Annotated in this window: 10 protein-coding genes; all 10 read right to left on the reverse strand. The window is 49.0% G+C overall.

Annotated features, from left to right (window positions below):
- The 10 genes from skT53_RS06095 to skT53_RS06140 all read right to left on the reverse strand — a co-directional run bounded on the left by skT53_RS06095 (window position 1) and on the right by skT53_RS06140 (window position 15,473).
- Window positions 1-1,665, reverse strand: coding sequence for an AMP-binding protein (locus tag skT53_RS06095; protein ID WP_200760228.1), 1,665 nt, complete (start codon window positions 1,663-1,665; stop codon window positions 1-3).
- Between the two features lie 112 nt (window positions 1,666-1,777).
- Window positions 1,778-3,250 carry an SLC13 family permease gene (locus tag skT53_RS06100; RefSeq protein ID WP_200760229.1) on the reverse strand — a complete coding sequence of 491 codons (1,473 nt, stop codon included), beginning with the start codon at window positions 3,248-3,250 and terminating at the stop codon, window positions 1,778-1,780.
- Window positions 3,251-3,323: 73 nt separating this feature from the next.
- Entirely contained in the window at window positions 3,324-4,466 is a 1,143-nt protein-coding gene (locus tag skT53_RS06105; protein WP_200760230.1) for an acyl-CoA dehydrogenase family protein, read from the reverse strand.
- 302 nt (window positions 4,467-4,768) lie between these two features.
- Entirely contained in the window at window positions 4,769-5,923 is a 1,155-nt protein-coding gene (gene rpoD, locus skT53_RS06110; protein ID WP_200760231.1) for an RNA polymerase sigma factor RpoD, read from the reverse strand.
- Between the two features lie 2 nt (window positions 5,924-5,925).
- Window positions 5,926-7,764 (reverse strand): DNA primase, encoded by a 1,839-nt coding sequence (gene dnaG / locus skT53_RS06115; RefSeq protein WP_200760232.1) that lies wholly within the window; start codon window positions 7,762-7,764, stop codon window positions 5,926-5,928.
- Window positions 7,765-8,216: 452 nt separating this feature from the next.
- On the reverse strand, window positions 8,217-10,865 hold the full coding sequence (gene ppdK, locus skT53_RS06120) for a pyruvate, phosphate dikinase (protein WP_200760233.1): 2,649 nt from the start codon (window positions 10,863-10,865) through the stop codon (window positions 8,217-8,219).
- Window positions 10,862-11,686, reverse strand: coding sequence for a pyruvate, water dikinase regulatory protein (locus tag skT53_RS06125; protein ID WP_200760234.1), 825 nt, complete (start codon window positions 11,684-11,686; stop codon window positions 10,862-10,864). Before skT53_RS06125 ends, ppdK begins: the two co-directional genes overlap by 4 nt.
- A gap of 12 nt (window positions 11,687-11,698) precedes the next feature.
- Complete coding sequence (locus skT53_RS06130) at window positions 11,699-12,337, reverse strand: transcriptional regulator CcpN (RefSeq protein ID WP_200760893.1); 639 nt, start codon at window positions 12,335-12,337, stop codon at window positions 11,699-11,701.
- Between the two features lie 200 nt (window positions 12,338-12,537).
- Window positions 12,538-13,875, reverse strand: a complete 1,338-nt coding sequence (locus skT53_RS06135; protein ID WP_200760235.1) for an MFS transporter — start codon at window positions 13,873-13,875, stop codon at window positions 12,538-12,540.
- 227 nt (window positions 13,876-14,102) lie between these two features.
- Entirely contained in the window at window positions 14,103-15,473 is a 1,371-nt protein-coding gene (locus skT53_RS06140; RefSeq protein ID WP_200760894.1) for a glycine--tRNA ligase, read from the reverse strand.
- Between the last annotated feature and the right edge of the window lie 231 nt (window positions 15,474-15,704).

Raw genomic sequence — 15,704 nt, forward strand, 5'->3', positions numbered from 1 at the left:
TCAGGCCGTTTCAATCGAATCGGCATCTTCCAGGTGAAGCAGTTTAATCGCCTGTTCACGCAGCTTGAATTTCTGGATTTTACCTGATGCTGTCAACGGGAACTCCTTGCAAAACTCAATATAGCGGGGGATTTTGAAACGCGCGATTTTTCCCGCGCAGTATTCCCTGATTTCTTCCGCTGTCGCCATTTCTCCCTCTTTTAATTGAATCCAGGCCATTACTTCTTCCCCATACTTCTTATCAGGAACACCAACAACCTGTACATCCAATACTTTCGGATGCGTATATAAAAACTCTTCAATTTCACGCGGGTACACATTTTCTCCGCCGCGAATAATCATATCTTTCAGTCGTCCCGTGATTTTACAGTAACCGTTTTCATCCATCGTGGCCAAATCGCCGGTATGGAGCCAGCCATCTTCATCAATCACTTTTCGAGTGGCCTCTTCATTCTTATAATACCCTTTCATGACATGGTAGCCTCGTGTACAGAGTTCCCCCTGCACACCGGGCGGCACTTCCAGATTGGTGTTCGGATCTACGATTTTGACTTCCACATCCGGCAGGGCCTTGCCAACGGTCGATACCCGCAGCTCAATCGAATCATCCGTGCGCGTTTGTGTGATCACCGGCGAGGATTCGGTTTGTCCATAGGCAATTGTAATTTCTTTGGCTCCCATCCTTTCAACGACCGCTTTCATGACCTCAATAGGACACGGCGACCCAGCCATGATTCCCGTCCGCAGCGAAGAAAGGTCATATTTGTCAAAATCGGGATGGCTGAGTTCCGCAATAAACATAGTCGGAACACCGTGCAGGGCTGTGCATTTTTCAGACTCGACGGCAGACAGCACCGCCTTCACATCGAACTCCTGCACCGGAACCATCGTCCCGCCTGCTGTGACACAGCTGAGCGTCCCCAGCACGCAACCGAAACAATGAAAAAACGGCACAGGAATACACATTCGATCTTCACTCGTCAATTTCATGCTTTTGGCAATATTGACCGCATTATTCACAATATTGCTGTGTGTCAGCATAACACCCTTCGGAAACCCAGTCGTACCCGAAGTATATTGCATGTTAATCACATCGTCAGGCGCCAGCGATGCCATTCTTTCATCGAGCTCCTGATCGCTGACCTGATCGCCCATTTTTACGATGTCTGACCAAAGGAACATTCCCGGATAACGGGTATCTCCGAGCACAATCACATTTTTCAAAAACGGAAGCCGCCCGGACTTCAGTTGTCCCGGTTGCGACGTTTTCAGCTCGGGAACAATCTCATACAGCATATCCAGGTAAGAAGCTCCCCGGAAAAAATCGATCAGAATCAACGTTGTAGAGTCGGATTGTTCAAGCAGGTATTGCAGTTCGGCCGATCGATAACTGGTGTTGACAGTGACCAGAACCGCTCCCATTTTGCCGGTTGCGAACTGAGTGGTTACCCATTCAGGATGGTTGCTGGCCCAAATCGCCACATGCTCACCCTTCTGAACACCCAACTGCATAAACCCTTTTGCTGCCTGACGGCATATCTGGTCAAATTCCCGATATGTATAACGCAGTCCCCGGTCTGGGTAAACCAACGCTTCTCGCTCCGGTTGCCGAGAAGCGACTTGCTCCAGCAGTTTCCCCACAGTCACCTGTAATCTGTCTGCCATAACAGACTCCCCTCATTTTTAAACTTTATTTGTTTTCATATGATTCGGGGGACTCTTCATATATTCCTATCAAAAGAACAAAATTTCATACAGCCGTCGTATTCGCCTTGATTTATTGCATATACCCCAACCACTTCCACCAGGTCAACGCCATCAGAAAAGTAAGCGCTGTTGTCGTTAAGGTTAACCAAATGCCGCAGCGCAAGAAATCTTTTTGTGTAACCCATCCCGTTCCATGCACCATTACACTGGGAATCGTCTCTACAACCAACAGAAAGCCAAACAGGCTGGTTAGCCCGGAAACGAACACCAACAGAAGAATTGACACATGCGCTCCCTGAGAGGCCAGAGCTATTACCACCGGAACCGTGGCAATCACGGATGTCGAAACATTGGAAGTGACCTTATGAATCAGCTGCGTAAGTACAATTACCATCAAGACAGCGAGATAGGGATTGGAGAAAAGAAAGCGCGTCCAATCATGTTCCAGCCATTTCGACAGATAACCGATCGCACCACTTGTAGAGAGGACTCTCCCCAGGGAAAGCGTCACACCAAGCAAAAGCAGTGTGCTGAAATTAATGTTCAACAAGGAATCCCATTTTGCCACCCGAACACCCGGCCAGGCAATCAGTACCACCCCGATAAACGCAGGGATAACCGGCGGCCAACCGTGCACCCCTTCGAGTATCCATAAGACAAAGACACCTGTCAGAATCAACAGCAGACGTTTTTCCTTTCCTGTTAACGGCCCCAGTTCGGCAATCTGTCCGCGCACTTTTTCCTTTAAATTTTTCTGCGCTTCCTCTTTCACCGGAAAACAACGATACAGAATCCACCAAGCCACAGGGATCAGAAGCAGCCAGAGGGGCAGCGCGAGCAACAACCAATCCAGGTAGGTAATGTGCTGTTTTAAATAATAATTGGCTAAATCGACCGTTACCACATTTCCGACCGCAGCCGGCAAAATGGCGGTTCCGCTGATTGTGCATCCAACGGCAACAGCCATCATCAGTTGTTTGCTGCGCACATCACCGATTTTGATTCCCAGAATTTCCGCCACAGAGTACACAATCGGCAGCAGTATGGCAGTTCGTACAGCCGTTGCCGGGATAAAAATGGCCATAATTTGAGGAATCAACAAAATACCTGCCAAGACTCCACCCTTGATCTCGCCAAACCAGTATAACAGCAGATAAGTCAATCGTTTTCCCAGATCGGTCTGCTGTACTGCACTGGCGATCATCATGCCAGCCACAATCAAAAAGACGGCAGGCGAGGAAAACCCTGACAGCACCAAATCGGTCGAAGCAGCCCCAGATACCGGCAGCGCAAATAAAACAATGACCGCAGTCATTGAGAAAGGGATGGGTTCAAACACCCACAAAACAATCGCTGCCAACGTAATGGAAAGCACCGCTCGCGGGACGTACGGCACGCTTCCTGATAACCCAAGGAATACGGCCAGAAATACAATGCCTGACAATGTCAAAAAAAACGGCTTCTTGGTTAGAAGCCAAAAACGGGCTTTGGGAGAAAGCACGCTCTGTTCCAAATCAGATTCGATACGACTGGCAGTAGACATAAGTAGCACCTTGTATAAGTAGATTGTTGTTTTCAGAATAGTTTATTTCACCCTCTTTTGTCCAGCAATTCTGTCAACATCCCAGGTGTCTTGCAATCACCAATCTTTGAACTTCTGACGTTCCCTCGCCAATCTCCATTAACTTCGCATCCCGCAAATACCGTTCCACCGGGAAATCTTTCATATACCCATATCCGCCGTGAATTTGAATCGATTGATCGCATGCACGCATGCAAATTTCAGACGCATAGAGTTTGGCCATCGCCGCCTCTTTGCCGAAAGGACGCTGGTTGTCTTTTAACCATGCCGCTTTCAGCACCATATTACGTGCTAATTCAATATGCATGGCCATATCGGCCAATTTGAATTGAATCGCCTGGAACTTGGATATGCTGTGTCCGAACTGTGTCCGTTCCTTGGCGTACTGCAGCGCTGCTTCAAAAGCTGCCTGCGCAATTCCCACCGACAACGCACCAATCGAAATTCGCCCACCGTCCAACGTATAGAGAAACTGCTTAAACCCAGCCTGCGCATCTCCCAGCAGATTTTCCGCCGGAACACGTACATCCTCCAGAATCAGTTCCGCTGTATTGGAACCGCGCAGACCCAATTTTTCATACTCTTTGCTCACCTGAAACCCTGGCGTATCGGTGGGAACGATAATCGCCGATATGATGTTCTTCCCGTTTGCCGCTTTGCCTGTCACCGCTGTGACAATCACCGTTTTTGCAAAACTGGCGTTGGTGATGAAACATTTCGATCCGTTGATTACGTATTCGCCGCCAACCAGAGTTGCTTTTGTTTGGGTGCTTCCCGCATCCGACCCGGCACTAGGTTCCGTTAGACCAAAAGCACCCAACGCCTGGCCTGTCGCCAACGGAACAAGAAACCGTTTCTTCTGCTCCTCTGTGCCAAAATAATAAATGGGAGCGGCCCCAAGCGATACGGCGGCGGCATAACTCAATCCCGTGCTTCCGCAAGCTCGCCCCACTTCCTCAACAGCCAACGCATAGGAAACCGTATCTCCGCCGATTCCCCCGTACTCTTCCGAAAAAGGGATGCCCAGGAATCCCAGTTCCCCCATTTTCTGAAACGTTTCTAATGGGAACCGCGCTGTACGGTCAACTTCGGCCGCTTTTGGGGCGATCTCCCGATCCGTAAAATCCTTCACCATGTCACGCAACATTTTTTGTTCTTTTGTCAGATCAAAATCCATTACAATCCCCTCCCGACCGACCGAACGCTCGCTCAGTTTGTAAAAAAACAAAAAACGACTTTCTTACTCATTAGTATATGAACAGTGGCGGGAAGCTGTCGAGACATACTTTCGAAAATTACGAAAAAATTCGCGAAATCAGAAAAAGCTATTTGCAAGGGGAGATCGATCGCGGTAAAATAACTACACAAGAGAGCGCGTCTAAAAAGAAAAGTAAGCGGTTTCATACAAGCAGTAAAAAAAAAAGCACCCGTTTCTCACGGATGCTTCCAAACCACTTATTTGAATAGTCGGGACTGCTCTTATTCAAGGAAATCTTTCAGACGTTTACTTCGGCTTGGATGACGCAGCTTACGCAACGCTTTTGCTTCAATTTGACGAATCCGTTCACGCGTCACACCGAACACTTTGCCCACTTCTTCCAAGGTGCGTGTACGTCCGTCGTCAAGTCCAAAACGAAGTCGAAGCACGTTTTCTTCCCGTTCCGTAAGGGTATCCAAAACGTCCTCAAGCTGCTCTTTCAAAAGCTCGTAAGCAGCCGCATCGGCTGGCGCCAATGCATCATGGTCCTCAATGAAATCGCCCAAATGGGAATCATCTTCTTCCCCAATCGGCGTTTCCAGAGAAACCGGTTCTTGCGCGATCTTCATGATTTCACGAACTTTTTCGGGGCTCATTTCCATCTCGACAGCAATTTCTTCCGGGGTTGGTTCGCGTCCCAACTCTTGCAGCAGTTGCCGGGAAATACGAATCAGTTTGTTAATCGTCTCGACCATGTGGACAGGAATACGTATGGTCCGAGCCTGGTCCGCAATCGCGCGAGTGATCGCTTGTCGAATCCACCATGTTGCATAGGTGCTGAACTTGTAACCCTTACGGTAGTCAAATTTTTCGACAGCTTTAATGAGTCCCATATTTCCTTCCTGAATCAGATCAAGAAACAGCATGCCGCGACCGACGTACCGTTTCGCGATGCTCACAACCAGCCGAAGGTTTGCTTCTGCCAATCGGCGTTTTGCCTCTTCGTCGCCATCTTCAATCCGCTTGGCCAATTCGATTTCGGCGTCTGCCGACAACAGGGGAACCCGGCCAATCTCTTTCAAATACATCCGGACCGGATCGTTGATTTTGATTCCCGGCGGGACAGTCAAATCCCCCAAATCAAACTCTTCTTCACCGGCAACCACCGCATCTTCTGACGAATCCTCTTCCAGAAGGAGTTCCTCATCCTCTTCCTCATCGTCCGATTCGTTGCTGACTTCCACCCCACGTTCGGTCAGCAGTTCAAAAAATTCGTCAATCTGATCAGAGTCCTGTTCAAACGCAGAGAGTTTGTCCATAATCTCTTTGTATGTCAAATATCCGCGTTTTTTTCCTGCTTCCAGCAGTTGTTCCTTTACTTGGTCAATCGTAATTTCTGTTGCAGTTTCTGTGCTTTTCACTGATTTCTTCACCATCCCTACCCCTCCTTCCCCACGGAGTGTCTATCTAATTTTTTTCGCAACTCAATTTGTTCCTGCATCAAAGTCCGAAGCATCTCGAAATCCCCGTTCTTCGCGGCCTCTTCCATCTCTTTTGGAATCAACTGCAACCTTTTTTCAAGATCGTAATTCTGTATTCGAACGATGTAGTCTTCAATCAAACCGGGCCGCTCATCGATCGAGTCCGCTTCGACCGCAAGTTCTGACGCCAAACGGATCAGATTTTGATCGCTGAGTGTCGAGATGAACTGGGCAGGGTTTGCATTCGGGTGATCCTCGTAGTACGAATAGAGGAAAACAGCCAATGCGGCGTGTTCTTCAACGGAAAATTCGTCAACAATCGTTTCTTTGACTTGTCTTGCTACCCCCGGATCGATTAACATATGGGTAAGAAGTTTTCGTTCCGCCTGAATGTAGGCGGGAAGCAGGCTATGCGTTTTTTTAGAAATGCGATCGCCATTTTGTATATTAGTATTCCACTGACTGGCAGGTTTATCCACCGATTTTGGAAAAGACGAGACCATTTTCATCTCCTTTTCCAAACTTTCGAGAGACACGTTAAACTCGCCTGCCAAATCCCGCAAATACGTCTCTCGCTCAATCGGGCTTTTTACTTCGCCGATAAGTTGCACCGCCTGCGACAGAAAGTGAACAAGCCCTTCATGGGATGACAATTGGCTGCTGTTGCGCAACACTTGCAGCTTGAAGGCTGTGATTGACATTGACCCTTCTTCTGCAATGCGCCTAAACGCATCCGCACCATATTGATGAAGGAACAAATCGGGATCCAACCCATCGGGAAGCACGGCTACACGCGGATTGCCGTCCACTTCCAAAATGACTTCCGAATTGCGAAATGCAGCTTTTTGCCCTGCCGGATCGCCATCATACATCATCAAAATTTCATCAGCGTTTCGTTTCAAAATTTTCGCTTGATCCTGTGTTAAAGCAGTCCCAAGCGCGGCCACCGCGTTTGTAATGCCAAATTGATGAGCCGTTATCACATCCATGTAACCTTCCAACAGTATCGCTTTTCCGCTCTGCCGGATGTGTTGCCGAGCACGGTTCAAATTGAACAGTTGCCTTCCTTTTTGGAACAGTTCCGTCTCTGGGGAATTCAGGTATTTAGGTTCACCCTTCCCTAAAATCCGACCCCCAAATCCGATGACTCGCCCCTGCCCGTCATGAATGGGAAACATCACGCGTCCTCTGAATCGGTCATAATATCTACCGGGTTGTTTGCCGTTTTCCGAAAGCAGCCCAGCCTGTTCAAGAAACTTCTCTTGGAAACCGCGCCGTTTCAAAAAGTTGGTCAAAACATCCCAACGGTTAGGCGCATAACCTAGCTGAAACTCCTCGATCGTCGTTAGCGTCAAACCACGCTCACGCAGATATTTCAGAGCCGGTACGCCCGCTTCCGTATTCACCAGAATATGATGATAATACTTAGAAGCAAGGTCATGGCATTGGAACAGTTCTTTGCGACGCCTTGCCGCCGGGGAATCATCCTCCGCATCGTCTTGCTTCGGCAGCGCAATTCCTGCACGTTTTGCCAAGTGTTCCACCGATTCCAAAAAAGACAGATTTTCGATGTGCATAATAAACGAAATGACATTGCCACCCGCTCCGCACCCGAAACAGTGGTACAATTGTTTGGGCTGAGACACAGAAAACGACGGGGTTTTTTCTGAATGAAACGGACAAAGTCCAACAAAAGAACGCCCCGATCGTTTAAGCTCCACATATTCGGACACTACATCCACGATATCAAAATGATGACGTATTCGTTCAATGACGTCGTCCGGAATCCGCCCCATCCGCCATCACCTTTCCTATTACTACAGTTGGGTAGCCACGGATTACATTCTGATATTCGCCAATCCGAAGGTATCTCCTTCTGTGTTGTGATGATCAGCCTTTTGTAAAATTTGATCCGGTGAAGTTAATATTCTACAGGCATCGACATTTTCCTTCTGGCTTTTTACGATTTCTTTACATCAATCGACACCCGTGCGGACTCCTCAAGCCAATACTAAGCTATCCTAGTATAGACCCAATTGTTCCTAAATATTCCGAATACGCCGACTCAAATTTCCTTACTATAATTTACGCTTTATTTTATAAAAAATCCTTCTTGTTTTATAATAAATTAAAACCTGACACACAAAGTTCATAATCCAGGAAAAATCAGGCCCCATCAGCTTTTTCCACTGACAGGGCCTGCCCCCCTTTATATCGGGGGTGAATCTAAGTTGTTATGCACAAACATTTATTTTGCATGTTTAATCGTCGCTTGAGCAGCCGCCAAACGCGCGATGGGGACGCGGAACGGTGAGCAGGATACATAATTTAATCCCGTTTTATAGCAAAACTCGATGGAACTTTTCTCGCCGCCATGTTCCCCGCAAATGCCGAGCTTCAGCTCCGGTTTGACAGCCCGTCCCAGTTTTTCCGCCATCGAAATCAGTTTGCCAACCCCGTTTTGATCCAGTACAGCAAACGGATTATCAGGCAGCACTTTATGGTTAACATATTGATGCAGGAACTTGCCCTCCGCATCGTCGCGAGAGAAACCGAATGTGGTTTGCGTCAGGTCGTTCGTACCAAAAGAGAAGAAATCCGCTTCTTGCGCAATTTCATCTGCCGTCAAGGCAGCCCGCGGAATCTCAATCATGGTGCCAATCGTGTAATCAAATCGGAGACCGGTTTCCGCCATCACCTGATCGGCTTTTTCCACCACCAACTCACGCATGATCCGCAATTCATTGACATGGCCGACGAGCGGAATCATCAATTCCGGCCGAACATCAACCCCCTGTTGCTGCAATTTGGCAGTCGCCCGGAATATGGCGATCACCTGCATCGCATAGATCTCGGGAAATGTCATGCCCAACCGGCAGCCGCGATGGCCCAACATCGGATTGAATTCGTGCAGGGCACGGACTTTACGCAGCAGATTTTCTTTTTCAGGCAGCAACTCAGGATCAGAGTCTGGCTGCATACGCAGTTTCGTAATCTCGACCAACAGATCTTCCAAATTTGGCAGGAACTCATGCAGCGGCGGGTCAAGCAGCCGGATGGTCACCGGCAGCCCTTCCATCGCTTTCAAAATCCCCTCAAAATCGCCTTGCTGCATTGGCAAAAGTTTATCCAGCGCCTGTTGACGTTCTTCATCCGTTTCCGCCAGAATCATTTCCTGCACGATAGGCACCCGATCCACTGCCATAAACATGTGTTCCGTACGGCAAAGACCAATTCCCTGCGCGCCGAACTCACGGGCTTTTGCCGCATCTTCCGGATTGTCCGCATTGGCGCGAACATCGATTTTACGGATGTCGTCCGCCCATTCCAGCAATTGTTTAAATTCATCAGACAGTTCCGGATCAATCAGCGGCACTTGCCCCAACATGACACGTCCCGTTCCGCCGTCAATGGAAATCCAGTCTCCCTCTTTCACCAGGTAATCGCCAGTCGAAAACTGTTTGGCCCGCAGGTCGATCCGCAGAGATTCGCAGCCGCAAATACAGGATTTGCCCATACCGCGCGCGACCACCGCCGCGTGTGACGTCATGCCGCCTCTCGATGTGACAATCCCTTGTGACGCCACCATACCGTGAATATCTTCCGGTGTAGTTTCCGGTCGAACCAGAATCACTTTCTTACCTTCGCCCGCCAGCTTATCTGCCGTATCGGCGTCAAATACCACTTGCCCGGTTGCCGCTCCCGGCGAGGCCGGCAGACCTTTTGCAATCAGTTCTATTTTGGCGTTTGGATCAATGCGGCGGTGCAGCAACTGGTCAAGGCTGTCCGGGTCCACACGGAGTATCGCTTCTTCTTTCGAGATGAGATTTTCGCGCACTAGATCAACAGCTATTTTAACAGCCGCTTGGGCGGTACGTTTTCCGTTTCGGGTTTGCAGCATGTACAATTTGCCGCGTTCAACGGTAAATTCGATGTCCTGCATATCTTTATAATGCGTTTCCAGACGGGTGGAGATGTCTTTAAACTGATCAAAAATTTCAGGCATAACAGTCTGCAGGGCAGAGATTGGCTGCGGCGTACGGATACCGGCGACAACATCCTCGCCCTGTGCGTTGATCAGGAATTCTCCGTACAGTTGCTTCTCGCCGGTCGAAGGATTGCGCGTAAAAGCCACGCCTGTACCGGAATCTTCACCCAGATTGCCGAACGCCATCATTTGCACATTGACGGCCGTCCCCAAATGATCGGGAATTTTGTTAATGCGGCGGTAAACAATTGCCCGTTGGTTGTTCCAGGACAGAAACACCGCATAAATCGAACGTTTCAATTGTTCGATCGGGTCCTGCGGGAAATCCTGTTTTGTTTCTTTGCGCACCAACTCTTTATACTGGGCAATCACCTGCTGCCAGTCTTCGGCCGTCAGTTCCGGATCATGCTTGACTCCTCTCGCTTCTTTTACCGAATCCAATATATGTTCAAAATGATAATGATCGACCCCCATCACCACATCGCTGAACATCTGAATAAAGCGGCGGTAGCAGTCATATGCGAAACGCGGATTGGCGCTCAATTCGGCCAAGCCTTTGACCGTCTCGTCGTTCAGTCCCAGATTGAGAATCGTATCCATCATACCGGGCATCGAGAATACGGACCCGGATCTTACAGACACAAGCAGAGGATTGGACGGATCGCCCAGTTTTTTGCCGACTTTTTGTTCCAACTCTGCAAGCGCAGCGTCAATTTGCTGCTGAATATCAGCAGATACGGTCTGACCCGCTTCATAAAACGCGGTACATGCTTCCGTCGAGATCGTGAATCCTGGCGGCACCGGCAGTCCGGCTCTTGTCATTTCAGCCAGATTGGCCCCCTTACCGCCCAGAATTTCCTTCATATCGGCGCTGCCTTCCTCAAATAAATAGACAAATTTTTTCGTCATGACTGGCGTGTGCCCCCTCTTTTTAAAATATCAAGTACAATGCTCGCTGTTTCTTCCACCGCTTTGTTTGACACGTTGATCACCGGACAACCGATTCTTCGCATCAACTTTTCGGCGTATTCCAACTCTTGCAAAATCCGGTCCAGGTTGGCGTAGTTGGCCTGCGCTTTGAGACCCAGCGATTTTAGCCGCTCCTGCCGGATCAAATTCAACTCCGTCGGGGAGATGGTCAATCCAATAATTTTTTTGGGTGAAATCTGGAACAATTCTTCCGGCGGCTCCACTTCCGGCACCAGCGGAACGTTGGCACATTTCAGCCGCTTGTGAGCGAGATACATGGAGAGCGGCGTTTTCGACGTACGGGATACTCCCAACAGCACAAGATCGGCCCTCAGCAGACCACGCGGATCTTTTCCGTCATCGTATTTTACGGCAAACTCGATCGCTTCCACCCGCCGGAAATATTGGTCATCCAGTTGATGCAAAAGACCCGGGCGCCGCTTCGGCTCCATTTGCAGAACGTTTTGGAACGCTTCCAGCATCGGGCCCATAATGTCTACCAGATACACGTTCCGGTTGCCCGCTTCCTGAATAATGAACTCCCGGAGATGCGGCTGCACGAGTGTAAACGCGATAAATCCGTTGGCTTCCTTAGCAGCCTGAATCACTTCTCGAATCGGTTCCGGGTCATCAACGTAGGAAATCCGCCTCACCTCTACCTTGCCGCCATCAAACTGGCTGGCTGCCGCCCTGACCACAAATTCGGCCGTTTCACCAACTGAGTCGGAAACCACATAAACGATCGGTAACTGTTCACTCAATTTATTGCCCTCCTAAATATCCCGGTTGCTTCCCAGTTCGACAAGGATTTTTGTTACGGTTGTTTTGGTAAATCGGCCGACCACCTCAAATTTCTTGGTGAGCGCATCGATTACCTTTACGACAGGCAGCGAATCAATCGCATTTTCCACCAATTTGCGAGCCGCCTCATAGACCGTTTCTTCTCCCGTTACTGTTACAATATTCGGCATCCGGGTCATTACAAGAGACACTGGAACGGTGTCCAGCTCCTGCTTTCCAATCGCCACCTTTAACAAATCTTTGCGCGAAATCACCCCGGACAAAATGCCATGCTCTTTGACCACTGACAGTGTGCCGCAGTCTTCCACAAACATGGTGACAATCGCATCATAGACAGTAGCCGTCTCGGCAATTACGGCAGGAACCGCTTTATAATCCTTTACATGCATTTTGCGAAGCTGTTCGCCGAAAATCTCGTCGTTCTTTTTACCGGCGTAAAAATAGCCGACGCGAGGGCGCGCTTCCAAAAATCCGGCCATTGTCAAAATGGCCATATCCGGCCGCAAGGTAGCCCTTGTTAAATGCAATCGGTCGGCAATCTGTTCTCCGGTAATGGGCCCTTCCTTCCGAACGATTTCCAAAATCTGCTGCTGTCTGGTTGTGAGTTCGATGGCCGAACACCACCTTGTTCATCAATTCTTGTAATGTGTCATGCTAATCACCTATGTAACCTTATATAAGATATACTAAATCATCAAATGAGTTTTCGCCAGCCCTAAAATAAAAAAAATCATAGCCCGAAAAACGGCGTGCCGATTGAAAACAATCGACACGCCGGAGTGCGCGCCTTTAAAATTCAAGTGAAATCGCTTTATATGCCAAAATGATTCTCGTTAAACTCTTTGACAATATCTGTTCGGGTACGGTCTTTTAGCATGCTGACCGCGATCAACGAAATGACGGACGTCGCGATCATGTACCAGCTGATTGCTGTCGATGATCCGAAAGTGTGCAGCAGGTAGGCAGCAATTAAAGGCGCCGGCCCGCCTGCAATGATTGACGCCAGTTGATATCCGATAGAAGCGCCGCTGTACCGCAGGTGGGTTGGGAAATTCTCCGCGATTAAAGCGGCCTGCGGTCCATACTGCATGTCATGCGGGATGAGCGAAATCACGATCGCCAAGAACACCAGAATCGGGGACCCGGAGTTTAACATGCCGAAATAAGGAAACGCGAACAGCAGCGTCAATACCGAACCCCAGATATACATTTTTTTGCGTCCAATCCGGTCAGACAGGTGTCCAAAAAGCGGAACGCTGAACAGAGACAGGAGTGCCCCCACCGTAGTGGCATTCACCAAAAAACCACGGTCCATATGCAAAGTCCCCGTGCCATAGCTGATCACAAACGTAATGAAAATGTAAAACGGCGCTTGCTCCGACAGACGGACAAAAGCGGACAAAATGATTTCTTTCGGATTCTGTTTGAAAACTTCCAAAACCGGCTGACGGGCTATACGCTTTTCTTTTAAAGCGTTTGCAAAAAACGGGGTTTCCAATACGCTCAGACGAATAAACAGACCGATAATGACCAGCACAATACTCAGGATGAAGGGAATCCGCCATCCCCAAACATTAAACTGGCTGCCGCTCAAGTGAATAAAAATGGTAACCATCAGGGAAGAAAGCAACAGCCCCAACGGAACGCCCATTTGTGGCCAACTCGCCATCAATCCCCGCCGTTTCTGCGAGCCCCATTCCATCGACATCAACACTGAACCGCCCCATTCACCGCCGACACCCAATCCTTGACAAACGCGCAAAACGGTCAAAAGAACGGGGGCCCAAACACCGATACTGTCATGAGTCGGCATCAACCCGATCACTGTACTGCTGATTCCCATTAACAGTAATGTAATAATCAATGTGGCTTTGCGCCCGATGCGGTCTCCGAAATGTCCAAATATAGCCGCTCCAATAGGGCGGGCGGCAAATCCGAGGAAGAAGGTGGTAAACGCTTCTAAAACACCCACATAAGGATCCGATTTAGGGAAGAAAAGTTTTGGAAAAATAAGTGCTGCCATCGTTCCGTAAAGAAAAAAGTCGTACCATTCAATGGCGGTGCCCACCGTACTTGCAATTGCTGCTTTTCTTACCTGACTGCGATACTCCTTTTCGTTCTGGATGACCAACTCGATAGGGTTTGGCATAATCACACACCTCCAGAAATAAAAGATAGAAACATACGGTTTGGATGCAAGAAAAACAGATATGTCAAATAATACTGAATAGTAAGATTATTATACATCTGACTTTTCCAAAGAGGAATATAGCAGACGAGCCTTTTTCGAATATTTTCACATTCGATTTTAACATTTCTCTGCAAGTGTAAAACCCGTTGGCTCTATAACGCGAGGCAACGGGTTTCGTATGTGTGTCAAAACCGGATTTTCTCCAGCAAGTACTCCTTCAATTCGCCAATCGGCATCCGCACCTGTTCCATCGAATCCCGCTCGCGGACCGTTACTTGTCCGTCCGTTTGCGAATCGAAATCATACGTGATGCAGTACGGCGTGCCGATTTCGTCCTGACGGCGGTATCGTTTGCCGATCGAGCCGGTCTCATCGAAATCGCAGGCAAAATCGCTCGACAGCACTTCGTAAATTTTTACTGCATCATCTGACAGTTTCTTCGACAACGGCAGAATGGCGGCTTTAATCGGCGCCAGCGCCGGGTGAAAACGGAGAACCGTCCGTGTATCCCCTTCCCCTACTACTTCTTCGTCATAGGCGTCGATCAGGAATGCCAGCGTTACGCGGTCCGCTCCCAATGACGGCTCAATGCAGTAAGGAATATACCGTTCGTTCGTCTCCGGATCCAGGTATTGAAAGTCTTCCCCTGAATGCTGCATATGGCTTTTCAAATCAAAATCGGTCCGGTCCGCAACTCCCCACAATTCGCCCCAACCGAACGGGAAGCGGTATTCGATGTCGGTGGTTGCATTGCTGTAGTGAGACAACTCATCTTCCGAATGGTCGCGCAGACGGATGTTGCGCTCATCCATACCTAGCCCCAGCAGCCACTTGTAACAGTATTCACGCCAATATTCGAACCATTTCAGATCTTCGCCCGGCTTACAGAAAAACTCGAGTTCCATCTGTTCAAATTCGCGTGTACGGAACGTGAAATTGCCCGGTGTGATTTCATTCCGAAAGCTTTTGCCAATTTGCGCGATGCCAAACGGCAGCTTTTTCCGCATGGTACGCTGCACATTTTTGAAATTGACAAAAATCCCCTGTGCCGTCTCGGGCCGCAGATAGATCTGGTTGGCAGACGACTCGGTCACACCCTGAAATGTCTTGAACATCAGGTTGAACTGCCGTATTTCGGTAAACTCCTTTGACCCGCAGTCCGGGCAGGCGATGTTATGCTCACGGATCAGTTCCGCCATCTGATCAAACGAAAGACCGTCCACCACCATTTCAATTCCTTTGTCGGCGAGCGCCCCTTCGATTAATTTATCGGCGCGGTGACGCGCTTTACAATTTTTGCAGTCAATCATCGGGTCATTAAAATTGCCGACGTGTCCAGATGCTACCCAGGTCTGCGGATTCATCAGAATGGCGGCGTCAAGTCCCACATTATAAGGAGACTCTTGTACAAATTTTTTCCACCACGCTTTTTTTACGTTGTTCTTCAGCTCGACTCCAAGCGGTCCATAATCCCACGTATTTGCCAGTCCCCCGTATATTTCCGAACCGGGAAACACAAATCCGCGGTGCTTGGCCAATGCTGTAATCTGATCCATTGTCACTCGTGATTGATTGGTTTGACTCATGAAAGACGACTCCTTTTTTGAAAAATAAAAAACTCCCGGCCCGCATCATCTGATGCCAGGGACGAGAGTCAGTTCCCGCGGTTCCACCCCGATTGGCGTTATAAACGCCCACCTTCATTCAAAAACAGACTCCAGACCGCCGTTCATGAACCGTCCAAACCGGGCTTGCACTGTCCCCGGCTCGCTGTATTGGCAATCGTC

Origin of the sequence: Effusibacillus dendaii, from assembly GCF_015097055.1 — a bacterium.
Classification (GTDB): domain Bacteria; phylum Bacillota; class Bacilli; order Tumebacillales; family Effusibacillaceae; genus Effusibacillus; species Effusibacillus dendaii.